Genomic DNA, 22,207 nt, shown 5'->3' with positions numbered 1-22,207 from the left:
GGACTTAAATCCTATAGAAAAAATGTGGTCACGAGTAAAAATGATTCGCAATAAATTTAGAGTTAAAGATATTGATAAATTGTTTAAAGATTACTGTAATGATTTATTTAGTATTTAGCTATATTTCGGGTTATACCAATTACCAAAAGAGAAACTATGTTTGGTGTCTAACCACCCCATTTTCACATGACCACGATCTTCACTACGGTGTAAATAAGCATTCATGATAATGCTCCTATCATTTTTTTAACTTGAACTCATCTTAATCTTTTCACCGCAGCCGACCTAGAGGCGAACTGCAACATGCCGTTCTAAAATTGCAACATGTGTAGATTTTTTGCAGAACCTAGACATTTTAGAGTTTTATCGCGGCATTAAAAAACCCACGTAAAAACGTGGGTCTTTTGCGGTTTAAAGCGATCACTGATTATTCAAGGAATTTTACAGTCACGCCAGAACGTACTTTACGACCTAAATCGTTTGCATCCCAGTTGGTTAAACGGATACAACCATGCGACGCCGTTTTTGAAATGGTCGATGGGTTTGGTGTGCCGTGAATACCGAATGATTTTTTACTTAAACCAATCCAGATATTCCCCACAGGGCCGTTAGGGCCTGGTGGTAAAGACAGCGGTTTTAAGTTTTTGCCCTGAATAAAGTTACTTGGTGAATAGCTGTACCATGGGTTTGGTGCAACACCTGTCACTTTATAAGTACCTGTTGGCGATGGAGTATCTGCACTGCCAATGGTTGCTGGGAATGAGCCGACCATTTGGTTTTGTTTGTTGAACAAATACAGTTGTTTTGCACCTTTGTGCGCCACAATCAGGTGAATGTCTTCAGGTAAGTCATTGCGAACGTTGGTCACCAATAACTTTTCACCCACTTTATTAAATGTTGCATTCGGATTTAATTTCTTTAAGAAATTTTCATCCATGTGGAATTTTTCACCTAACATTTCACTTACGCGGGTGTAGTACAAGCCTTTCATTTTGGCTTGTTCTGCATAGTCATGCGGAATAGATTTCGCATAAGGACCTTTTAAGTCCGCTTCAGTAACCGTGTATTCTACAAATGCAGGACGTGAACCTTGACGTGCAACCAACGCATCCCAAGTTTCTTTGGTTAAAATACCCGTTGGGCTAATGCCATTCATTTGCTGGAATGATGCAATTGCTTTTAGGGTGTTCTTACCACTAGTGCCATCAATTGCACCTGGAGAAGCATGTGAATTGTTCAGCATCACGTGTGCACGTGCATACACAGGGAACTGACCTTTACCAATATTTTCATACCAAGTGGCATTATTTAAACCATCTAAAGTCCATGAAGCTTTTGGTGCTGCTGTGTTGGATGTAGCAGTTTGGCTTGCAGAGCTTTTTGTTGGTGCAGTGCCTACATCGGCAGTGGTATCTTCAGTTTTGTGTAGATCATCTAAGGTTTTTGAAGCCTTATTTAAATCATTTTGTTCTTGTTGCGTAATAGCAGTGTCTGTTGCATTTAGATTATTTTGTGCAGCCGATGCTTCTGTCGCTAAAGGATCAATCGGATCTTCAATAGCGGTATTGCTAATCACTTGTGGATTTAACGGTTGTTCAGCAGTAGATGCAGCAAAAGTAGTCCCTGCAAAAATGCAACTTAAACTCATTGCGAGTATTGTGCGAACCAACATGTAATTCAACCTTGAGAATTATTCATTTACATAGATAAAAACTAGCCAAGTATTGCAGAAAAACTAAGGAGATGCAGTAGTTGTTTTGTGTAAATATGCAAGATAACCCCAATTTTACAGTGACTTTTGTTTGTGTGATGTATTTCACATAAACGTAAGCTGAATTTGAACACTTAGAATAGGCTGAAAAGACGAGCAAGAAATGAAGTTATTAAAACTTCAACCTTTTTGATATGATGGCTGCAAGATTGAAAATGAGTTGGGAAAGTAAATGACGACCTTAAAAAATGATCGTTTTCTTCGTGCCTTATTACGTGAGCCAGTAGATTGCACGCCCGTATGGATGATGCGTCAGGCAGGACGTTATTTACCAGAATATCGTGCTACACGTGCGCAGGCAGGAGATTTTCTTTCTCTATGCAAAAATACTGAATTTGCCTGTGAAGTGACTTTACAGCCTTTGCGTCGTTATGAATTAGATGCTGCGATTTTATTTTCAGATATTTTAACTGTACCCGATGCATTAGGCTTAGGTCTGTATTTTGAAGTAGGCGAAGGGCCAAAGTTTCATAAAACGGTGCGTACCGAGCAAGACGTTGCCAATTTACCTAAATTTAATGCCAAGTCAGACTTAGACTATGTCATGAATGCAGTATCGACCATTCGTTCTGCTTTGGGCGGACAAGTGCCTTTAATTGGTTTTTCAGGTAGTCCATGGACTTTGGCAACGTATATGGTTGAAGGTGGTTCAAGCAAAGATTTCCGTTTCACCAAAAACATGATGTACGCACAGCCTGAAGTTTTACATGCACTATTAGACCGTTTGGCCGATGCAGTGACCGAATACTTAAATGCACAAATTGATGCAGGCGCACAGGCAGTACAAATTTTTGATAGTTGGGGCGGTGCATTGGCCCATCGTGAATATCTTGAATTTTCACTCCACTATATGCAGAAAATTGTGTCAGGTCTGCAACGTGAAAAAGATGGACGTAAAATCCCTGTTATTTTATTTACCAAAGGTGGCGGTCAATGGCTGGAGCCAATGATTGCAACAGGTGCAGATGCTTTTGGTCTGGACTGGACAACACCGTTAAATGTCGCACGTCAAACGGTGAGTGGTCGTGCCGCATTGCAGGGTAACTTAGACCCAGCCACTTTGTACGGTTCACCTGAAGCAATTGCCAAAGCAACACGTTCGATGCTGGATGATGCCTATGCCAATGGTGAAAAAACAGGTTATGTAGCCAACTTAGGGCATGGTATTACCCAGTGGGTAGACCCTGAACGTCCTAAAGTATTTATCGACACGGTACATGAATACAGTGCCAAATATCTATAATCGCACAATGATATAGATGGATCATTTGTAGATGTATAGGTGTAATCTCAGCTTCGGTCAGGTTGTCAGATCATGTGGATAACATGGTTAAAGTCAGGACTTGAGTTTTCGACTAAGGCAGCTTCGGCTGCCTTATTTGGAATTTTATTGCTGATTGCATTTGCACTCACTGCATCAATGGGTAGCCAGGAATATTTCGGATTTTTCCGTTACGACTATTTATTGTTTTATGCCTTAATTATTCAAGTTTGTCTTTTATATTTAAAACTAGAATCTTGGGCAGAAGCCAAAGTCATCGCCTTGTTTCACATTTTGGCGATGATCATGGAAATTTTTTTAACCCATCCACAAATTGCATCGTGGCAATATCCTCAACCTGCTGTCTTTAAAATTATGACCGTACCGCTTTTTGCAGGCTTTATGTATTCTGCAGTTGGCAGTTTCTTTGCGCGTTCTTTGCGTTTGTATCGGGTATCTTTGCTGAATTTGCCGACTTTTAGCAATATGTTGGCTTTGGCAGTGTTGTCTTATATCAACTTCATGAGCAAGTTTTTTATCCCCGATATTCGTTATTGCTTATTTGCTTGGAGTGTCGTAATTTTCTGGAAAACCAAAATTCGTTTTCAATTACAACGGTCTCAATTACAACTGCCAATGTTGCCTGTATTGATGCTTTTGGCTTTTATTATTTGGGTCGCAGAAAACATTAGCACCTTTTATCAAATATGGTTGTATCCAAGTCAGGTCGATGCGTGGCACATGGTCGGCTGGGGCAAACTCGGTTCTTGGTATTTATTGCTGTTACTGAGTCTGGTTCTGGTCATGAAAATTTTGGGTTATCGCGATGCAGAAGGGCAGTGGACACTGAAAACTGAGGATCAACAGCAGCTGTAAATCTAAATGCTATCTTCAACACTAAAATCTATTTTCAAATTTAAGACCAATCTTTAAGCTAAAAACCAATCGACGCTACAAAAATGCACAAAAATAATGCCTGATTTTGTGATAAATGTTTTGCCTTCTGAGTGACATCTCGCTATCTTAAAATAGTGTAATAAAAATTACACATAGCAATAAAGAATAACGATTCGAAGCATAATTTTTCGAATAATAAATCTCTGGAGTAAGGCGATGATTAAAAAATTAGCATTGGCTGCTGTCTTGGCAGTGGGTTCTACAGCAGCATTTGCAGACCGTGATGCAGGTTGTGGTATCGGTTCTCAAGTTTGGGCAGGTCAGTCTGGCAAAGTTGCAAAAATTTTAGCAGCAACTACAAACGGTATTTTTGCAAACCAATTGTTTGGTATCACATTTGGTACTTTAGGTTGTAGCGGTACAGGTACAGTAACTGCACAAGTTGTGACATTTACCAATGAAAATGCTGAAACATTGGCACGCGATATGGCAGTTGGTGAAGGCGAAAGCTTGAACGTATTGGCTGAATTATTAAGCATTAAAGCAGAAGATAAAGCACATTTCTTTGCGGTTTCTAAGCAAAACTTTGCATCTATTTATTCTGCAGAAAACCAGACTTCTTTAGAAGTATTGGCATCTTTACAGAGCGTGATGGCGAATGATGACGTTTTAAAAGCATACGTTTAAGTTTGAATAAAGCCCTGCATTATTCGCAGGGCTTTTTTATAGCACAAGAATACGTTTAAGCCTGAATATGTATATAAAATTTATAAAATGTCCATGAAATCCATTATTTTAAGTAGTTTAGTTTTTTTATCTCCTACGGTTTTTGCGTTATCTCCTGAAATATCTCCAATACAGATTCAGCCACTTACAGCCACTTCTACAGTACAAAATACAAATAAATTAGCAATATCTTCCGCACATTATGTGCAAAAAGCCAAAGACCTACACTTGGCAGAACAGGTGACTTGGCAGCGTTTAATGTATGCGCAGCAAGGCAAAAGTGAAGTGCAATATGCAGGCTATTTTGTGTCGGAACAAGGCGGAAGCAATTTAAACCAAGAGTTACTTCGCAATGTGCAGGCATTATTTGAAACAGCGCCTGCCAATCAATCGGTGCAGTGTAAATTTCCTGCACGTAGCCGCTGGTTAATTGAACAATTACAAATTCCTCAACAAGATTTGGCACAGGTGCAATGTCCTGAATTGGACGAATGGATTGGACAAATTAAACCTTATAAAGCAGTGCTGATTTATGCCACAGACTTTATGGGCAATCCAAGTTCTATGTTTGGGCATACTTTATTGCGCTTAGACCCAAAAGATCAAAAACAACTGAATTTAATTTCTTATGCTGTCAATTATGCAGCAACGGTAACGGGCAGCGAAGGTTGGTCTTATGCATGGAAAGGACTTACAGGGCAATATCCGGGTGAATATTCACTGATGCCGTATTACCGCAAAGTAAAAGAATATGGCGATTTAGAAAGCCGAGATTTGTGGGAATATGAACTGGCACTGAATGAGCAGGAAACCACATTTTTAGTGCAGCACATTTGGGAAATGAAGCATGTGCAATTTCCGTATTATTTTATCAGTGATAATTGTGCCTATCGCTTATTGGGTTTAATGGATTTGGTGCGCCCTGAGCTGAATTTACAGCAGCAGTTTAGAGTCGCATCTATTCCAATTGAAACACTAAAAGCTGTAGAGCAGGAAAATTTAGTGGCAGATGTTGTCTATCGTCCTGCTTTGGAAACTCAGTTATTGGCGCAAGCTAGACAACATGGCACAGCGTTGGCAAAAACTGCCCATCAAGTGGCCGAAGCAGAACCTGAAAATGTGGCGGCAGTTTTGCAAAATCACAGCCAAATCGATCAAGCTAAAATTCTGGAAATGGCTTATGACGATTTGTATCTGAAACTGATTGGACGCAAAATTGAAGCCAAAATTGCACAACCGCGACTGAGACAAATTTTAAGTTTAAGAAGTCAGATCAATTTAGAAAAACAACGTCAGGATGTCGCACGCCCTCAGGTCGATCCTGTGCAGGGGCATCATGCACGAAGCTTTGCTGTGCGTACTGGCGAGGTGCAAGGCGAGCATTTTGTAGAGTTGAGTCATCGACAGGCTTACCATGACTTACTTGATCCGCAAGGTGGTTTTCGTACAGGGACGCAACTCAACTTTTTAGAAGCTTCTGTGCAATATCGTGAAGACCGCTTAAAACTGAATCAGTTAGATTTACTCTCGGTGAACTCTTATAACCCAATGACCGCATTTAAAACACCACTTAGTTGGGGCTTTAATTTGGGTTGGCAGCAAGAAGCCCTGAATTCGCACGGGGCTTTTAGCGAAACGGAACAGCATGGTGTTTTAAGTTTAAAAACACAGTTTGGTTATAGCGTGGCTAATCAAGCGCGTGAACATTTGTGTTATGTGCAAATTCAAAATCATGTGCAAGCGGGTAAGGCTTTAGACAAAGGCTGGCGTGTTGGAATTGGCCCAACACTGGGTTGTCAAAATATCTGGTCAGCACGCATGAATAGTTTGGTTCAGCTTGAATTACCGTATTGGGAAGATCGTCACCAATGGCAATTTAAGCTGAACAGCCAGTTGCAATATGTACTCAACCCGCAGCATGTGTTGCGATTGGGTTGGGAATATCAACAACAGGACAAACAGGACTGGAACAAGACCAGTTTAGGCTATGTGCATTTTTTTTAAAGAGCTGTTGAATTTATACTGAATTGTAAAAAACCAGCTAAACAAGTTGAGTTGCTGGTGAAACCCGTTAAAATTTAGCAGTTTCTTTTGGCTGGGTTGTTGTGGATGTATCAAGAGTGTACGCATGAGCTTGCAGAGCAATGGAAGTCAATTTGCGAGCAATTTAAGCCAGAAGATTTGCAAGCGACATTCCAGTTTATTCAAGCACATGCAGAAGATTTTGTGATCGAGTTCTATCAGCAAATGTTGCTTGAAGAACATGCGACAGAATTTTTGTCTGCAGAGATGGTGAAGAATCGCTTAAAAAACTCTTTATATCAGTGGCTAATTTCCAGTTTTGAAGTTCCGTTTCAACACAATTATAACGAGATTGTAGAAAAGCAATTTAAAGTGGGCGATGTGCATGCACGTGTACAAATTCCATCTTGGCTGATTATTCGTGGTGTGCGCGTTATTATAAAAAAGGCTTTTGAGTTTTTTGCAACAGAAGCCAATAGCAACTTAAATCAGTTTAATTATTTAAGCCAAATTTTATGCTTTGCCACAGAAATTATGTGCCGATCTTATGAAATGAAGGTCGAAGTACATAATGATATGAAACATACCTATCGCTTATTTTCTGCCATGCAAGATGTTGCCGTGCACAAAGATCGACAACGCGGAACTTTGCTGGATTGGGAAAATGAACTGATGTTTCAGGTGGTGTCCGATCACACCAAAATGACGCAACCGATTTTATCTAAAACAGAATTTGGTTTATGGTTTATTCATAAAGCGGCTTATGCATTTTCAAGTTCGGAACAAGTACAAACTATTACTGAATTTATTTATCAGGTGGATGAATTAATTCAGAAAATTGGTCAATGTGAAAGTCAGGCACAGGCAATTGAAATGATTCAATCCATTCGTGCCAAGAATCGTGAAATTTTGCATTTAGTCGATCAAATTTTTCAGGTGTCTGAATATATCAATTCAGGCAATGATGCCTTAACTCAACTGCTCAACCGCCGTTATTTAAATACCATCGTGTCCCGTGAAATTAATTTTTCACGAAAAAATAATTCGCCTTTAACATTGTTGGCGATAGATGCCGATCATTTTAAATCAATCAATGACCGTTATGGACATGCAGCAGGAGATGATGCATTACAGTTTTTAGCTGATGTGATTTTGCAATATGCAAAAGGCAGTGACTATGCCTTCCGAATTGGCGGCGAAGAATTTTTACTGTTACAGATTGATACCACCATTGATCGTGCCTTGGTAGTCGCTGAAAATATTCGTAAACGTGTCGAAAAAGCCACATTAAAAACATCAACAGGTGAAGAATTTAACTTTACCATTAGTATAGGTGTGCATGAATATGATGGGCATCCAGACTATCAACGTTTTTTTGAAGAAGTGGATAAAGCCTTGTATATGGCAAAAAATAATGGACGCAACAATGTGTCTGTAGGTTGAATCTGAAGATGTATCAAGCTAATTTTTTAATCTAAAACCCAAAAATCCCGAACATAAATTTCGGGATTTTTTATTTGATTGAGGAACTTAGCCACAATTTAAAAACTCTCAGGCACCGCACTTAAAAATTCACGACGGGCTTCTTTATCTGTTTTAAAGTCACCTACAAAAGATACGGTACGTGTGGTCGATTCCTGTTTGCCTACACCGCGCATCATCATGCACATATGGGCTGAATCAATCACCACAGCAACACCGCGTGCTTTGGTCACTTCAGCCACAGCTTCCGCAATTTGCTGAGTCAGATTTTCCTGAATTTGCAAACGACGTGCAAACATTTCGGTAATACGGGCAAATTTAGACAAGCCTAAAACATTACCTTCAGGTAAATAGGCGATATGCACGCGACCATAAAATGGCAATAAATGATGTTCACACAGTGAGTAGAACTCAATATTTTTCACCAAGACCATTTCACGGTTGTCGGATGGAAATACGGCATTATTGGTCACTTCGGCTAAGGTTTGGCTATAGCCCGAAGTTAAATACGAAAAAGCTTTAGCAGCACGCATCGGCGTATCTTTTAGACCTGGACGATTAAGATCTTCACCAACGGCGGTTAGGATGTTTGCGTAGGATTGCTGCATAGACATAAGACGTGTTCACTTACACTGATATTGAACAAGGTCGGCATTGTAACAGAAAACTATTGCAATGCCTTGTTTAAAAGATGAAACCGATTACTGTTTAAACTTTGGGTTCTTTTCGCTGCGTTTAAGCAACACTAAAACTGCACCAGTGCCACCTTGTTTTTCAGGCGCACTCACAAAAGCCAAAACATCACGATGCTGACGCAGCCAGCCATTTACATAAGTTTTTAAAATGGCTTCAGGGCCTTTGCCATGCACAATTTTAATCACGTTCTGGTTTTCATCTTTAGCCATTTGAATGATTTGCAAAACGGCTACCCGCGCTTCTTCTACCGTACAACCGTGCAAATCAACAGCTTCAAACCAGCGTAAGTTGCCTGCTTTTAAATCTTCAAAGACTTTATGTTGCAAAGTTGCAATGCGATAGCTCAGCGAAGCTTGGCTGCCCACAGGGTTAAGCATGGCTTGCGTATCGGACAGCAAGGTGTCATCGGTTTCCATAGGCCCTATGGCTGCTGCACGTTTGGCCAGCGTTTGAGCATCTGGTTTTTTCTTGGCAGTGTGTTCGATTTTTACAATATTGCCTGCATCCATTTTTTGAACGCCTTGCATTTGCTGACGAAACAATGCGAGATCATCTTCCTGTTGTTGCTCAGGCGTCAGAACTTTGGGTTCAGACGGCTTAGCAATGCTTGAAGTATGAGGCTGAGTGATTTGCTTTTTAAAAGATTTCAGTAAATTGTACTGTTCTTTAGAAAGCGAAGAATCATGTTTACTCATGGTATTTCAAATTGGATTATAGATTTTCAGGCTGACCAAACAGTGCCGTAAAGGCATGGTCAGGACGTGCTTGTTTCATAAAACTTTCACCGACCAAGAAACTGTGAATCTCATGGTCTTGCATCATGCGGACATCTTCTGGTGTGGCGATACCACTTTCAGTGACCAATAAACGCGCAGGCGGCAACAAGTTTTTTAAACGCAATGAGGTGTTTAAATCGACTTCAAAGGTTTTTAAATTTCGGTTATTGACCCCTAAAATACAACGCTCTGAAAGATTCAAAGCACGTTCCAATTCATTTTCATCATGCACTTCAACCAACACATCTAAGTGATGTTCAAAAGCCGTTTCCGACATTTCTTCCAACTGTTGGTCAGATAGGCAAGACACAATCAATAACACACAGTCTGCGTGTAAGGCACGTGCTTCTACCACACCATACGGATCAATCAAGAAATCTTTACGCAGAGCAGGCAAGTTACAGTGTGAACGGGCAATCTGAATATTTTCATCTGCACCCTGAAAGAAATCGACATCAGTCAGCACAGATAAACAGGCTGCGCCTGCGGCTTCATATTGCTGTGCAATTTCGGCAGGGTCAAAGTTTTCACGAATAATGCCTTTAGATGGTGATGCTTTTTTAATTTCCGCAATCACCGCTGGGCGTTTGTTATGCAAGGCTTGTGCAAAGCCACGTGCAGGTGTTGCTGCACGTGCCAATTGTTCTAGGTCTGCATAACTGCGTTGTTTTAAACGCTCGGCAAACTCTTCTTTTTTACGTTCTACAATTTTACCTAAAATGGTATTGCTAATATCCACCATGATGCACCTTCCTGATTTGCTTTATGCTTCGTACTGTTTGAGCGTTTTGGTAAATTCAGACAACACGCCCATTTTTTCCAAAGCTTGTCCACCATAAATAATGTCATGTGCCAAAGCGACACCTTGTTTGTAGCTTGTAGTTAGACCCGAAACATAGATACCCGCACCCGCATTGAGTGCAATCATATTGGCCGCTTTTTCGCCTTTGTCTGATTTGTTTTTGCCTAAAGCATCTTTAATCAAACTCAAGCTTTCAGCAGAGTTTTCTACAATCAGTCCTGTTAAAGTTTGAGATTCAATTCCCACGCTTTCAGGGGTAAGTTCCCATTCGGTAATTTCACCATCTTTGAGTTCTGCAACATAAGTGCTCGAAGCAAGGCTAATTTCATCTAAACCATCTTTAGAATGCACCACCATGACATGCTCAGCACCGAGCTGTTTCATCACTTCTGCAATCGGGCGGCACAATTCATTGCTAAACACCCCAATGACAAAACGCTTTACACCCGCAGGGTTAGTCAATGGCCCAAGCAAGTTGAAAATACTGCGAATACCCAACTCTTTACGCGGGGTAACCGCATATTTCATGGCTTTGTGATGATTCGGTGCAAACAAGAAACCTACGCCCATTTCACGAATACAGCGTTCAGTTTGTTGCATGTTTAAATCAAGATTAATGCCTGCTTGCTCAAGTAAGTCAGATGAGCCTGATTTGGTTGAAACCCCACGGTTACCGTGTTTGGCAATGGTTGCACCTGCAGCTGCAATGACAAAGGAAGAGGCGGTAGATACGTTAAATAGGTTTTGACCATCGCCACCTGTACCAACAATATCTACGAGGTAAGGAATATCGCTGACATCAATTTTGATGGCAAATTCACGCATTACACGTGCAGCAGCAGTAATTTCATCAATGCTTTCGCCTTTTAAGCGTAAGCCCATCATCAATGCACCAATTTGAGCGTCTGTTGCTTCGCCCGACATAATCGCGCGCATCACATCTTCCATTTGAGGCTGAGTCAGGTGAATTTGTTTTGTAATATGGTTGAGTGCTTGTTGAATATTCATGTGATTTGACTCGCTCATTATGCGTAAATTTCCAAAAAGTTTTTAAAGATTTGATGACCGTGTTGGCTCAGGATCGATTCGGGGTGAAATTGCACGCCTTCAACAGGCAAAGTTTTGTGCTTCACGCCCATAATTTCTTCCATCGAACCATCTGCTTCTTTGGTCCAGCATGTCACTTCCAGACAATCTGGCAAGGTTGCTTGATCAATTACCAACGAGTGGTAACGGGTTGCAGAAAATGGTGAAGGCAGATTGCTAAAAATACCTGTGTTGCTGTGGTACATATCCGATAAACGACCATGCATCACGGTTTTAGCGCGCACAATGTTTCCACCAAAGGCTTGTCCTATACTTTGGTGTCCTAAACACACGCCCAGTAATGGAATTTTGCCTGCAAAATGCTGAATTGCAGGAATAGAAATCCCTGCTTCAGATGGAGAACAAGGGCCTGGGCCAATCACCAAATACTTGGGTTGCCATCGCTCAATATCTTCTAATGTCACGGCATCATTACGAACGACTTTTACTTCCTGATTTAACTCGCCAAAATACTGGACGATGTTGTAGGTAAAAGAGTCATAGTTATCGATCATTAAAAGCATGAGCTAACCTATTGAAAATTGAACACTTTAAGTGCTAAAGAGTCTGAGATAATTTGCTTTATTCCTGCGCCTATAATGAGAAAGGACTTTATTTTTCTTGTCGAAAAGAAGGTGGAATAAGAAAGCACTTATCATCATAGCAAATAATAAGCATTTTCTGCGGACTATTTATATGATAATCCCTGTTAAAGCTTATCAGCGCATTCACCAGTTCATAGATTTTCAAAGCTTATTACACATTGTTCAAGTTTGATCTGAAAGAAATGATCACTTGATCAAGCAGGGTCATTCAGCAGTCATATTTTAGCTTCACACTTATAGATAACGTAAAAAATGCGCTAAAAAGTAGCATCATGGCGCATGTTATTAGCGGTTCACGTCAGGCAGTTTGATTGCAAAACTTCGATAGAAAATACAAATGTGTAGTAAAGGTATTTTCAATCAGCTTGCTCGAAAAGAATACAGATTTAGGATTTTTAAACGATCTTATTATTTTTGCTCAATAAAAAATAAAGTGTTGTTTAATATTGTTGAATAATTTGCATTGCTCAATGAAAGTACGGCACAGCAAAATACTTGCATAGATACTGTTTGAGCTATTTTTTGATCTACAATTCAACAGAAATAAAACATAAATGCACTAAAATGGTGCTATGTTTTGCAGTTTTAAATCAAATCAAATGAACAGTGTTTGAATATGGTGCAAATCGTATTTCTGACAGTATAATAGAGACAAAGTAATTTTTTTAAATGATGTATTCTCATACGGAATTCATGGTTTTAGCTTTGCTTTTAAAAGTTGGTACGCTAATTGCTTAATAACTGCCAACTACTAACACGCACTTTCGGGTGCAACAAAAAACATCGGAGCAAAATGAGCATGGCGAACAAGGTCCTTCAACTCATCCAAGAAAGTGGTGCAAAATGGGTCGATTTCCGCTTTACAGATACTAAGGGTAAAGAGCAGCACGTAACTTATCCTGCAGACAGTATCGATGAAGATACCTTTGAAGACGGTAAAATGTTTGATGGTTCTTCAATTGAAGGCTGGAAAGGAATCGAAGCATCAGACATGATCTTACGCCCAGATGCCAACACAGGTTTTATTGACCCGTTCTTTGCAGAACCAACAGTGGTTGTAACGTGTGATGTTATCGAACCATCGACAGGTCAAGGCTATGACCGCGATCCACGCTCTATTGCTCGCCGTGCTGAAGAATATTTAAAATCGACAGGTATTGGTGATACTGCTTTCTTTGGCCCAGAACCAGAATTCTTTGTATTTGACGAAGTAAAATGGGACATCGATATGTCTGGCGCGCGCCACACATTAATCGCTGAAGAAGCTGCATGGTCTACAGGTAAAGACTACGAAGCTGGTAACTCAGGTCACCGTCCACGTGTGAAAGGCGGTTATTTCCCAGTACCACCAGTAGATTCTTCTCAAGATATGCGTGCAGATATGTGTGCAAAAATTGAAGAAATCATGGGGCCTGGTCGTGTAGAAGTACATCACCATGAAGTTGCATCTTGCCAGTTAGAAATTGGTGTGAGCTTCAATACTATGGTGCGTAAGGCTGACGAAGTGCAACAGTTCAAATATGCAGTTTGGAACGTTGCGCATCAATATGCAAAAACTGCAACCTTTATGCCTAAACCAATGGTAGGCGATAACGGTTCAGGTATGCACGTACACATGTCTATCTCTAAAGATGGCAAAAACTTATTCGCAGGCGATGAATACGCAGGTTTGTCAGAAATGGCGTTGTACTTCATTGGCGGTATTATCAAACATGCCCGCTCTTTGAACGCGTTGACTAACCCATCGACCAACTCATATAAGCGTTTAGTACCGCACTTTGAAGCACCAATTATGTTGGCTTACTCAGCGCGTAACCGTTCTGCATCTATTCGTATTCCTTACGTGTCTAGCCCGAAAGGCAAACGTATTGAAGCGCGTTTCCCTGATCCAATGATGAACCCGTACTTAGGTTTTGCGGCATTGTTGATGGCGGGTCTTGACGGTATTCAAAACAAGATTCACCCAGGTGAAGCTGCAGATAAAAACTTGTATGACCTTCCGCCTGAAGAAGAAGCAAAAATCCCAACTGTGGCACACAACCTAGAAATGGCGCTTGATGCTTTGAAAGAAGATCACGACTATTTATTAAAAGGTGGTGTATTCACCAAAGACATGCTTGATGCTTATATCGAATTGAAAACTGAAGATGTACGTCGTTTGAACACGACGACTCACCCAGTTGAATTTGATATGTACTACAGCTTGTAATACATCAAAAATCTTAAATTTGAAAAACCCGCTTCGGCGGGTTTTTTGTTTTAGATGGTGCAATCATGGTTTTGAATTGGCATGGATTTTATCAAAATATAAGAATTCGCTTAATTTTTTTGGATAATTGCAGGGAATTGCGCCATCGGTCACAAAACTTTGCCTAAATTTGGGCTACACTAGGCTATCTTGTTAAGGTGGCGGAACATGCGAACACAGCCTATTTTTCCCAAGCAGGCAAATCTGCCTTCTGAATTAAAAACATGGCTATATGCAGCAGGTTCTTTGACCCAACAACTGACTCAGCTCGCAGGCGGACAATTTAAAGTTGAACCACTGCAGCAATCTTTTCAGCGTTTAAATTTACAAGATGCCCAGTGGATGCAAATGCCACATTGGCACACTTCATGGGTGCGTGAAAGCTATTTATATGGGTGTGATGAACAGCCATGGGTCAAAGCCAAAAGTATTTTTCCGATTCTAAGTTTGCAAAGCAAAGCCCGTTTATTTCAGCATATTGGCAATAAACCCATTGGCTGGTTTTTATTTCAGCGTACCAATCCGTTGTGTCAAAGGCGTGTGGTTTTGCTCGATGAAGGCTGGACACGACAGAGTTGCTATACTTGGCATGGCTGTAAATTTATTGTGCAAGAAACTTTTTTACCGCGTTTTGAGCAATTTATTCAACAACATTAAGATACGAGATTGGTATGGCATTGGCACAGCAGATCACGTGGCGTGAACGTTTAGAAGCATATTATTATTTGTGTCGTTTCGATAAACCAATTGGCACAGAACTGGTGTTTTGGCCAACGATGTGGGCTTTGTGGATTGCCAATCAGGGCATGCCGTCTATCGGGATATTAATCCCTATGATTCTGGGCACAATTTTTATGCGCGCTGCAGGCTGTGCCATTAATGACTTTGCTGACCGTAAGGTAGATGGTCATGTAGAGCGTACCAAAACACGTCCTTTAGCCACGGGTGTGATTAGTGCCAAAGAAGCCATTTATGTATTCTTAGGTTTGGTTGCACTAAGCGCAGCCATGTTGTTATTTTTACCAATTGAAACTTTCTATTGGTCATTTGGGGCATTATTTTTAGCGTTTATTTATCCATTTATGAAACGCTACACTCATTTACCGCAAGTGTTCTTGGGAGCGGCATTTTCATGGTCTATCCCTATGGCTTATACCGCTGTAGGTGCAACGCCTGATCTTACTTGTTGGTTATTGTATTTTGGCAATTTGGCGTGGACTGTGGCTTATGACACTCAATATGCAATTACAGACCGTGAATATGATTTGAAAATTGGGGTGAAATCTACCGCAATTTTATTTGGTCGCTATGACATTCAAATTATTTCATTGTTGCAAGCGGGCAGTGTACTTTTGATTGGTACGGCATTGTGGTTAGAAAATTTACTGATTCCGTTTGGTTTAGCGGCATTACTGGTTGTGGTTGCAGACTTTATATACCAATGGAGTAAAACCAAAGATAAAGACCCGCAACGCTGTTTTTGGGCATTTCGTCATAACCGTTGGGTAGGGCTGATTATTTTTTCAGGAATCGTATTGGCTTTAATGTAAATATTTCTGTGCGATAAAAAACTGAGCAAAGCATCTGATGGTAGTTTGGTCAGGTGCTTTTTTATTCGATCGCTGATCAATTTTTGCTGTTAAAAATTAAACTGAGCATTAGAACGTGCGTACTTATGCACAAAGCACAATCAGCATTATTCTGATATATTGAGCTTCATTTTGATGCGTTTGAAATAGGAATATATGATGTCACAGTCTGAGCAGCAAAGTCCTGAAAAAAAGCCAAGTCTAAAAAAGATGATTATCTTGGCAAGCTTAGGTTTGTTGATTCCTATCTTTTTGGTCAGCATGGCATTTTTAGCAGTCAATAGTGATGCCAAAAATCAGGAAAAATATAAACAACAGCAGGCAGAAATTATTGCGCGTATTGAAGCGCGTGAAGCTGCAGCACAGCAAGCGAAGCAGGCGGGTCAGACACAAGCTGCTTCAGAAGCTACACCTTAATATCGAGTTGATGATTTCAACTCAAATCTGATTGTAGTTGTCTGATACTTGGAATCTCGGTGTATCGGACAACGCGATAACCTGCCTCGTGAAACATTGCATCCCGTTCTGCATCTTCCTGTTCTTTGCCAATATGTGAGGGGTCATCTAACTCTATAATTGCAATGACCTGCATTTCTGCATTTAAGATCACAAAATCAGTCACTTTACGATTAAACAGCGCACGAATTTTATAGTGGTTGTTGGTGATTAATGCGCTAAACGCCACTTGTGCCAAGATGTGATGCTCAGGAAAAGCTTGTTTTAAACGCATAAACATTCTGCGTTCAAAAGCAGTCATCATCGGTTTAGGATAAAAGTTTTTCTTGGGGAAAAATAATTGCTTAAAAATTAAGATAAACAGGGCAAGGCTAGCCAAGCTGCCAATAAGCAAGAAAGTCGATTGACTGGATTCAAACATAGATGATGCGGTGTCGTTAGACCCTAAACAGCAGGAATAAAAAACCCACGTCATAATGCGTGGGTTTTTTAAGAATTTTGGCTCTCCCACCTGGGCTCGAACCAGGGACCTGCGGATTAACAGTCCGTCGCTCTACCGACTGAGCTATGGGAGAATCTGACACGCATTCTATGTGGGTATCTGTTTTTGGTCAAGCTGGAATTGAAAAAAAACCGTAATTATAGATTAACTGCTTTAAAAATAATCATCTAGCTTTGTTTCAACGCAGTTTTTAGAGTGCTTGAATGGCTTTTATATAATCTTCGCGTGTCTGTGGTGGGTTGGTTTTACGACATAAGTTAATTAATTGCAGCATCTCTTGATGAGTCATTTCTGTTTTCACTTGGCTTTGAATTTGTTTTAAGGTGGCTTGTTGTTGTGCGTTCAGATCACGACTGCATTGATACAGACGTTCATACATGAGTGTCGCAGCAGTTTTATTGCTTTCAGATTTTTGCGTACATTGAAAAATTGCAAAAATCACCACAATCAGAATTGTCCAAAAAATCAGGGATTTTAACCAAGGCGCTTGCATGGGCTTTCAAGTTTTATTGTTGTTGATGAACCTAAGTTAGCGAAAAAATAGAGTCATCACAAGAGGGGATAGCCCGATCTTCACTGTATGGTTTTAATTTTGATTTAAGGGGAGAGTGAGGCCTGTTCCATTCGTTTAGAACATCATATCCACTATAAAAACAATAAAAATTGCAAAAAAAATCCCACGTCATACTGCGTGGGATTTTTAGAATCTTGGCTCTCCCACCTGGGCTCGAACCAGGGACCTGCGGATTAACAGTCCGTCGCTCTACCGACTGAGCTATGGGAGAATAGATTGGCTCTCCAACCTGGGCTCGAACCAGGGACCTGCGGATTAACAGTCCGTCGCTCTACCGACTGAGCTATTGGAGAATCTGTGGGGCATTTTAGGGGTGAAAGTTTAAGTCGTCAACACGTTCATCATCAGAAATGTATTGTTTGCTTTATAAATATTCATTTCATCTGCAAAAATAAAAAAACTGCCCATAAAGAGCAGTTTTTCTACAGAAAAATAGAAATTATTTTTCTACACCAGCATCTTGACCTGCGTATTTCGCATTTGCGTAATCCCAGTTTACCAGGCTTTCTAAGAAAGTTTTGATGTAAACAGGACGTGCATTACGGAAGTCGATGTAGTAAGCGTGTTCCCAAACGTCAATCGTCAATACTGCAACTTTGCCGTGCGCCATTGGTGTGTCAGCATTTGAAGTTTTCATAATAGAAAGTTTGCCATTCACTTCGTCAGCTACTAACCAAGCCCAACCTGAACCGAATTGAGTTGTTGCAGCAGCAGCAAATTCTTCAGCAAATTTTTCGTAAGAACCGAAAGCTTCATCAATTTTAGCAGCCAAAGCACCAGTAGCTTTACCACCACCGTTTTTCGCCATACAGTTCCAGTAGAACGTGTGGTTCCAAACTTGCGCTGCGTTGTTGAATACACCAGCTTTAGCTGCATCGCCTGCAGTTGCTTTGATGATTTCGTCTAAAGTTTTACCTTCAAGCTCCGTACCCGCGATCAAGTTGTTCAGGTTCACAACATAAGTGTTGTGGTGTTTGTCGTGGTGGAATTCTAAAGTTTCTTTGCTGATGTGTGGAGCAAGATCTTCGTAACCGTATGGTAAAGCCGGTAAAGTAATGGTTGTCATGTTTTCAATTCCTTGCATTTTGCTGGGTTTTAACATTAAGTGGCTCTATTGTAATAGATTTCGAGATCAAATTGCGCATTAGGTATAAATAACCATACAGAATAAGACTCGAATGTATACATCTAAAGACTATGTTAAACACAGATGTCATTTGAGTGAAATCGTTGGGTGAAACGGTGTATTAAATTGGGTTATTTAATTCAAAATAACTATACTCAATATTAAACTGTTCTGAAATAGCTTTTGCGAGTCGTTGTACACCATAGCGCTCAGTCGCGTGATGTCCGCAAGCATAATAATGCACGCCTAGTTCTTTGGCTTCATAATAGGTGCGTTCACTGACTTCGCCCGAAATAAAGGCATCACAACCTTGTTCTGCCGCTTTGCCAATAAAATCTTGTGCTGCACCCGTGCAGAACCCTACTTTTTGAATCTGACTTTTTTCGGCAGGAAGATGAATGGTTTTAAAGCCTAAACGCGCTGTGAGATAGTCACGAAATTCGGTTGCGCTCATGGCTTGCTTTAAAAAACCAATATTACCAATAGGATGACGTTCACTCGGGTCTAGGGCTTGCAAATTTTCTAATGCCAAACATTCAGCAATGGCAGCATTATTGCCTAGACTTGGGTGTGAATCGAGCGGTAAGTGATAACCCACCAAAGAAATATCATGCTGGATTAAACTTTTGATGCGTTTACCGCGCATGCCTGTAATTGGGTAAGGTTCGCCTTTCCAAAAATAGCCATGATGTACCAACAGTAAGTCTGCATTTTGGGCAATAGCAGCATCAATAGCCTCTTGAGAGGCAGTCACTGCACATAAAATTTTTTGAACTTCAGACTTACCTTCAATTTGTAAACCGTTGGGCGCGTAATCTTTAAATTCATGTGTATTTAAAGTTTGATCACACCATTGAATAATTTCTTTTAGCTGCGCCATAACTTTCTCAAATTGCTCATATTTAGCCAATATCAAAACATATTTTGTATTGTAACTAAAGCAAGACAAAACTCTTGGGCTTTTTTATGTTTCTATTTGTGTTTCGTTTTACAATAGCTCATTCAATGACTTAATCATCAAAAAAAATTTACTTAGAGGTACAAAACGTGCGCCGGACCTTTACCTGGTTACCTTGGGTGTTACTCATTCTGGTTATTATTGGCTTTGTGACTTGGCAACAACTGCAAAAACCGAAAGCGCCTGTGGCTGCCGATGGGGTCAAAATGCCTGCCGAGAAAGTTGAACCATTAATTGATACAACACGGACAGGTGGGGTGGTGTCGTATAGCGCTGCGGTTAAAGTGGCAGCGCCTGCGGTGGTAAATATTTTTACCACACAAAAAGTGAAACAAATGGATCATCCATTGTTAAATGACCCTGCATTTCGTGAATTTTTTGGCAATCAGTTACCCGATCAATTTAAGCAAGGCCCAAATGAAAACAGTTTGGGGTCTGGGGTCATTGTTCGTCCAGATGGTTATATTTTAACGAATAATCATGTGATCGCGCAGGCTGAACAAATTGTCGTGGCTTTGCACGATGGACGCCGTGCGGTTGCAAAAGTTGTTGGAACTGACCCAGACACAGACTTAGCGGTCATTAAGATTGATCTAGAAAAACTGCCTGTATTGCCATTTAAACTGAGTGGCAATGAAGTGGGCGATGTCGTACTTGCGATTGGTAACCCATTTGGTGTGGGACAAACCGTGACTCAAGGGATTATTTCTGCGACAGGACGTTCTGACTTGGGTATTAATACCTATGAAGATTTCATTCAAACCGATGCAGCAATTAATCCAGGTAACTCAGGTGGTGCATTGATTGATGTGGCAGGGAATTTGATTGGGGTAAATACGGCAATTTTCTCGCAATCAGGTGGTTCATTGGGCATCGGCTTTGCAATTCCTGCACAAGTCTGTCAGCAGGTTTTAAACTCGATTTTAAAAGATGGACGTGTGGTTCGTGGTTGGTTAGGTATTAGTTTGTTGCCTGTGCAACAAGACAACATTTTAGAACCTGCACAAGGCGGTGTAGTGGTTGCTGATGTACTGCGCGGTGGCCCTGCAGCAGAAGCAGGTTTAAAACGTGGTGACAAAATTTTAAAAGTGAATGATGAAGCGATTACTTCAACCTCGCATTTAATTAATTATGTTGCTGCACAAGCACCGCATACGACGGTGACTGTTTCAGTTGAACGTGGTGAAGAAGCCTTAGATTTGGAAGTCGCAGTCGGTGAGCGCAAAGTTCAAAATACCGATAAGCAATTTATTCCATTGCCTGAATAATAGATTTAACAGTAACAATTTAGCCTTGCCCGTTTGCAGGGCTTTTTTGTTGGCTAAGTAAATGGAGATCGACTGGAAATAACCAAAGTGATACGGATAACGTGATTTGATTTATCTTTGGGTAGATACAAAGAGAAGGTGGGCTAAATAAACTGTATTGATGAATGATGATACTTTTTGATAGATCTAATCAATCGAGGGTTTGGTTTTGTGTGGCAAGTGTGGATGTATTCGGTGTTGATGTCTTAGAAGATTTAAACGTGCTGTTTAAACATGATGGGTCTCAACTTAGATAAAGAAAGGCATAAAAAACAGCAACCGAAGTCGCTGTTTTTCTAGATCCATTGAAATTATTGCTCTTGCTGAATACCAGCCACTAACCAGTCTTGATTAGAGCCTGCAGGTTTTACAAAGTGCCAAATTTCTGTAAATGGTTGCGGTAAGCTGTTCAGGTCTTCGCTGACTGTACCTGTAAAGCGTACACTTATGACATATTGACCATTTTCAGTTGCAGAATCGACCACCATGGCATTCAAGTTAGAAAACTCTGCTACATCTTGGTCTTGGTTTGCCATAATGTCCTGATACATCGACTGATATAAATCAGGAGTTAAATAACGCTGAATTTCTGCGATATTACTGGCTGTGTTCATAGACTGAATATGGTTAAAACGCTGACGCGCTACACGTAAAAAGGTTGCAGGCTCTGAACCATCAGGCAATTGATTGCCACTGTTGGTATAAGCTGCACCAAATAGCGCGTTATTATTGGCAGCTTGACCAAAAGGCGCTTGGGTAGAAGCGGCAGAACCCCCAACAGATTGACCAAAAATATTGGTATTGTCGTTACGTGGCGCTGCAGCAGGTGGTGTTTGCGCAAACGGTGCCTGATTGGCACCGCTATTTGGCGCATACGGATTAGGCGTTAGTTTTTTTTTTGCGCCCATCTTACGGAAAATGAAGAAGGCAACAGCAGCAGCGAGTAAAATCCAAATCCAGCTTGGAATACCGCCTTTTTCCTCTTGCGCTTCGGCAGCACTTGCAGCTTGATCATCGGCCAAGGCATTGGCAGCAACCGCACCAATTGCCGCACCTGCAACACCTGCAGCAACCATACCACCTACGCCTGGACCAGATTTTTGCTGTGCTGGTGCAGTTGTTGGTTGTTGTGCTGGCGTTGTTTGACGAGGTTGTTGGTAAGACTGAGTTGGAGCAGCCGAACGACTCATGCCATGGCTTTTACCGCCACCTGCACGTTTTGCTTCTGCTGCTAACGGAGCTACCAATAAAGTCGCTGTGAGCATTGCTGCGATCAAACCACGCTGTCGAACTTCCATCAAATTTTCCTATATTAAAATAAAG

At 40.8% G+C, this 22,207-nt stretch carries 21 protein-coding genes, 3 tRNA genes and 1 pseudogene; 10 read left to right on the top strand and 15 right to left on the bottom strand.

What is annotated here, in order from left to right:
• Positions 1 to 120: 120 nt before the first annotated feature.
• Positions 121 to 225 (bottom strand): annotated as a pseudogene (locus FTV52_RS04975) (pirin family protein); the annotation flags it as partial.
• A gap of 202 nt (positions 226 to 427) precedes the next feature.
• Positions 428 to 1,672 (bottom strand): L,D-transpeptidase family protein, encoded by a 1,245-nt coding sequence (locus FTV52_RS04970; RefSeq protein ID WP_004971948.1) that lies wholly within the window; start codon positions 1,670 to 1,672, stop codon positions 428 to 430.
• Between the two features lie 271 nt (positions 1,673 to 1,943).
• On the opposite strand from FTV52_RS04970, the gene hemE reads away from it, so the two are divergent.
• The 5 genes from hemE to FTV52_RS04945 all read left to right on the top strand — a co-directional run bounded on the left by hemE (position 1,944) and on the right by FTV52_RS04945 (position 8,120).
• Positions 1,944 to 3,014, top strand: coding sequence for a uroporphyrinogen decarboxylase (gene hemE / locus FTV52_RS04965; RefSeq protein WP_179990139.1), 1,071 nt, complete (start codon positions 1,944 to 1,946; stop codon positions 3,012 to 3,014).
• A gap of 72 nt (positions 3,015 to 3,086) precedes the next feature.
• A complete protein-coding gene (locus tag FTV52_RS04960; RefSeq protein WP_179990137.1) occupies positions 3,087 to 3,908 on the top strand; it encodes a DUF817 family protein in 822 nt (273 codons plus the stop codon).
• Between the two features lie 237 nt (positions 3,909 to 4,145).
• The gene (locus FTV52_RS04955; protein ID WP_104853198.1) at positions 4,146 to 4,616 is read left to right on the top strand and encodes a DUF3015 family protein; all 471 of its coding nucleotides are present in this window, start codon (positions 4,146 to 4,148) and stop codon (positions 4,614 to 4,616) included.
• 93 nt (positions 4,617 to 4,709) lie between these two features.
• Positions 4,710 to 6,659, top strand: coding sequence for a DUF4105 domain-containing protein (locus tag FTV52_RS04950; RefSeq protein WP_179990135.1), 1,950 nt, complete (start codon positions 4,710 to 4,712; stop codon positions 6,657 to 6,659).
• A gap of 105 nt (positions 6,660 to 6,764) precedes the next feature.
• Entirely contained in the window at positions 6,765 to 8,120 is a 1,356-nt protein-coding gene (locus FTV52_RS04945) for a diguanylate cyclase (RefSeq protein ID WP_104853199.1), read from the top strand.
• Between the two features lie 98 nt (positions 8,121 to 8,218).
• Here FTV52_RS04945 and folE read toward each other — a convergent pair whose 3' ends face one another.
• The 5 genes from folE to FTV52_RS04920 all read right to left on the bottom strand — a co-directional run bounded on the left by folE (position 8,219) and on the right by FTV52_RS04920 (position 12,043).
• Entirely contained in the window at positions 8,219 to 8,767 is a 549-nt protein-coding gene (gene folE, locus FTV52_RS04940) for a GTP cyclohydrolase I FolE (protein ID WP_171062567.1), read from the bottom strand.
• A 93-nt stretch (positions 8,768 to 8,860) separates the two neighbouring features.
• Positions 8,861 to 9,550: a Smr/MutS family protein gene (locus FTV52_RS04935; RefSeq protein WP_096900954.1), complete on the bottom strand. Its 690-nt coding sequence runs from the start codon at positions 9,548 to 9,550 to the stop codon at positions 8,861 to 8,863.
• 16 nt (positions 9,551 to 9,566) lie between these two features.
• Positions 9,567 to 10,373 carry an indole-3-glycerol phosphate synthase TrpC gene (gene trpC / locus FTV52_RS04930; RefSeq protein ID WP_104853201.1) on the bottom strand — a complete coding sequence of 269 codons (807 nt, stop codon included), beginning with the start codon at positions 10,371 to 10,373 and terminating at the stop codon, positions 9,567 to 9,569.
• A 21-nt stretch (positions 10,374 to 10,394) separates the two neighbouring features.
• Entirely contained in the window at positions 10,395 to 11,441 is a 1,047-nt protein-coding gene (gene trpD / locus FTV52_RS04925) for an anthranilate phosphoribosyltransferase (protein WP_004971918.1), read from the bottom strand.
• Positions 11,442 to 11,458: 17 nt separating this feature from the next.
• Positions 11,459 to 12,043, bottom strand: coding sequence for an aminodeoxychorismate/anthranilate synthase component II (locus tag FTV52_RS04920; RefSeq protein WP_004971915.1), 585 nt, complete (start codon positions 12,041 to 12,043; stop codon positions 11,459 to 11,461).
• 874 nt (positions 12,044 to 12,917) lie between these two features.
• Here FTV52_RS04920 and glnA point away from each other — a divergent pair.
• The 4 genes from glnA to FTV52_RS04900 all read left to right on the top strand — a co-directional run bounded on the left by glnA (position 12,918) and on the right by FTV52_RS04900 (position 16,378).
• Positions 12,918 to 14,333 (top strand): type I glutamate--ammonia ligase, encoded by a 1,416-nt coding sequence (glnA, locus tag FTV52_RS04915; protein WP_171287402.1) that lies wholly within the window; start codon positions 12,918 to 12,920, stop codon positions 14,331 to 14,333.
• 207 nt (positions 14,334 to 14,540) lie between these two features.
• Positions 14,541 to 15,029: a chorismate lyase gene (locus tag FTV52_RS04910; protein ID WP_004971911.1), complete on the top strand. Its 489-nt coding sequence runs from the start codon at positions 14,541 to 14,543 to the stop codon at positions 15,027 to 15,029.
• Positions 15,030 to 15,043: 14 nt separating this feature from the next.
• Positions 15,044 to 15,922: a 4-hydroxybenzoate octaprenyltransferase gene (gene ubiA / locus FTV52_RS04905; protein ID WP_131261595.1), complete on the top strand. Its 879-nt coding sequence runs from the start codon at positions 15,044 to 15,046 to the stop codon at positions 15,920 to 15,922.
• Positions 15,923 to 16,120: 198 nt separating this feature from the next.
• On the top strand, positions 16,121 to 16,378 hold the full coding sequence (locus FTV52_RS04900; RefSeq protein ID WP_096900950.1) for a hypothetical protein: 258 nt from the start codon (positions 16,121 to 16,123) through the stop codon (positions 16,376 to 16,378).
• Positions 16,379 to 16,394: 16 nt separating this feature from the next.
• Here FTV52_RS04900 and FTV52_RS04895 read toward each other — a convergent pair whose 3' ends face one another.
• From FTV52_RS04895 to FTV52_RS04865, 7 genes are all read right to left on the bottom strand, one after another.
• Positions 16,395 to 16,838 (bottom strand): DUF2726 domain-containing protein, encoded by a 444-nt coding sequence (locus FTV52_RS04895; protein ID WP_004971902.1) that lies wholly within the window; start codon positions 16,836 to 16,838, stop codon positions 16,395 to 16,397.
• A gap of 78 nt (positions 16,839 to 16,916) precedes the next feature.
• A tRNA-Asn gene (locus FTV52_RS04890) sits at positions 16,917 to 16,992 on the bottom strand.
• A gap of 117 nt (positions 16,993 to 17,109) precedes the next feature.
• Positions 17,110 to 17,412, bottom strand: coding sequence for a hypothetical protein (locus tag FTV52_RS04885; protein WP_179990133.1), 303 nt, complete (start codon positions 17,410 to 17,412; stop codon positions 17,110 to 17,112).
• Positions 17,413 to 17,628: 216 nt separating this feature from the next.
• Positions 17,629 to 17,704 (bottom strand) — tRNA-Asn (locus FTV52_RS04880).
• Positions 17,705 to 17,710: 6 nt separating this feature from the next.
• Positions 17,711 to 17,786 (bottom strand) — tRNA-Asn (locus FTV52_RS04875).
• A 146-nt stretch (positions 17,787 to 17,932) separates the two neighbouring features.
• Positions 17,933 to 18,559 carry a superoxide dismutase gene (locus FTV52_RS04870; protein WP_026438302.1) on the bottom strand — a complete coding sequence of 209 codons (627 nt, stop codon included), beginning with the start codon at positions 18,557 to 18,559 and terminating at the stop codon, positions 17,933 to 17,935.
• Between the two features lie 181 nt (positions 18,560 to 18,740).
• Positions 18,741 to 19,499 carry a Nif3-like dinuclear metal center hexameric protein gene (locus tag FTV52_RS04865; RefSeq protein WP_004971895.1) on the bottom strand — a complete coding sequence of 253 codons (759 nt, stop codon included), beginning with the start codon at positions 19,497 to 19,499 and terminating at the stop codon, positions 18,741 to 18,743.
• Positions 19,500 to 19,666: 167 nt separating this feature from the next.
• Between FTV52_RS04865 and FTV52_RS04860 the strand changes: the two genes are divergently transcribed.
• Positions 19,667 to 20,845, top strand: coding sequence for a trypsin-like peptidase domain-containing protein (locus FTV52_RS04860; RefSeq protein ID WP_004971893.1), 1,179 nt, complete (start codon positions 19,667 to 19,669; stop codon positions 20,843 to 20,845).
• A gap of 350 nt (positions 20,846 to 21,195) precedes the next feature.
• Here FTV52_RS04860 and FTV52_RS04855 read toward each other — a convergent pair whose 3' ends face one another.
• Complete coding sequence (locus FTV52_RS04855) at positions 21,196 to 22,182, bottom strand: Tim44 domain-containing protein (RefSeq protein WP_179990131.1); 987 nt, start codon at positions 22,180 to 22,182, stop codon at positions 21,196 to 21,198.
• Positions 22,183 to 22,207: the final 25 nt, after the last annotated feature.

This window comes from Acinetobacter sp. YH1901141 (genome assembly GCF_013416935.1).
Lineage (GTDB): Bacteria > Pseudomonadota > Gammaproteobacteria > Pseudomonadales > Moraxellaceae > Acinetobacter > Acinetobacter towneri.
The sequence above is the reverse complement of the archived record's forward strand: the minus strand, read 5'-3'. Positions and strand labels throughout refer to the sequence as shown.

What these genes read in the sequence shown, in the direction of transcription:
- FTV52_RS04920 (WP_004971915.1), bottom strand. Translation starts at nt 12,043, where the DNA reads ATGCTTTTAATGATCGATAACTATGACTCTTTTACCTACAACATCGTC.
- FTV52_RS04955 (WP_104853198.1), top strand. Translation starts at nt 4,146, where the DNA reads ATGATTAAAAAATTAGCATTGGCTGCTGTCTTGGCAGTGGGTTCTACA.
- FTV52_RS04895 (WP_004971902.1), bottom strand. Translation starts at nt 16,838, where the DNA reads ATGTTTGAATCCAGTCAATCGACTTTCTTGCTTATTGGCAGCTTGGCT.
- FTV52_RS04935 (WP_096900954.1), bottom strand. Translation starts at nt 9,550, where the DNA reads ATGAGTAAACATGATTCTTCGCTTTCTAAAGAACAGTACAATTTACTG.
- FTV52_RS04870 (WP_026438302.1), bottom strand. Translation starts at nt 18,559, where the DNA reads ATGACAACCATTACTTTACCGGCTTTACCATACGGTTACGAAGATCTT.
- hemE (WP_179990139.1), top strand. Translation starts at nt 1,944, where the DNA reads ATGACGACCTTAAAAAATGATCGTTTTCTTCGTGCCTTATTACGTGAG.
- trpD (WP_004971918.1), bottom strand. Translation starts at nt 11,441, where the DNA reads ATGAATATTCAACAAGCACTCAACCATATTACAAAACAAATTCACCTG.
- FTV52_RS04910 (WP_004971911.1), top strand. Translation starts at nt 14,541, where the DNA reads ATGCGAACACAGCCTATTTTTCCCAAGCAGGCAAATCTGCCTTCTGAA.
- trpC (WP_104853201.1), bottom strand. Translation starts at nt 10,373, where the DNA reads ATGGTGGATATTAGCAATACCATTTTAGGTAAAATTGTAGAACGTAAA.
- FTV52_RS04855 (WP_179990131.1), bottom strand. Translation starts at nt 22,182, where the DNA reads ATGGAAGTTCGACAGCGTGGTTTGATCGCAGCAATGCTCACAGCGACT.
- FTV52_RS04945 (WP_104853199.1), top strand. Translation starts at nt 6,765, where the DNA reads ATGTATCAAGAGTGTACGCATGAGCTTGCAGAGCAATGGAAGTCAATT.
- FTV52_RS04970 (WP_004971948.1), bottom strand. Translation starts at nt 1,672, where the DNA reads ATGTTGGTTCGCACAATACTCGCAATGAGTTTAAGTTGCATTTTTGCA.
- folE (WP_171062567.1), bottom strand. Translation starts at nt 8,767, where the DNA reads ATGCAGCAATCCTACGCAAACATCCTAACCGCCGTTGGTGAAGATCTT.
- FTV52_RS04865 (WP_004971895.1), bottom strand. Translation starts at nt 19,499, where the DNA reads ATGGCGCAGCTAAAAGAAATTATTCAATGGTGTGATCAAACTTTAAAT.
- ubiA (WP_131261595.1), top strand. Translation starts at nt 15,044, where the DNA reads ATGGCATTGGCACAGCAGATCACGTGGCGTGAACGTTTAGAAGCATAT.
- glnA (WP_171287402.1), top strand. Translation starts at nt 12,918, where the DNA reads ATGAGCATGGCGAACAAGGTCCTTCAACTCATCCAAGAAAGTGGTGCA.
- FTV52_RS04900 (WP_096900950.1), top strand. Translation starts at nt 16,121, where the DNA reads ATGTCACAGTCTGAGCAGCAAAGTCCTGAAAAAAAGCCAAGTCTAAAA.
- FTV52_RS04960 (WP_179990137.1), top strand. Translation starts at nt 3,087, where the DNA reads ATGTGGATAACATGGTTAAAGTCAGGACTTGAGTTTTCGACTAAGGCA.
- FTV52_RS04950 (WP_179990135.1), top strand. Translation starts at nt 4,710, where the DNA reads ATGAAATCCATTATTTTAAGTAGTTTAGTTTTTTTATCTCCTACGGTT.
- FTV52_RS04885 (WP_179990133.1), bottom strand. Translation starts at nt 17,412, where the DNA reads ATGCAAGCGCCTTGGTTAAAATCCCTGATTTTTTGGACAATTCTGATT.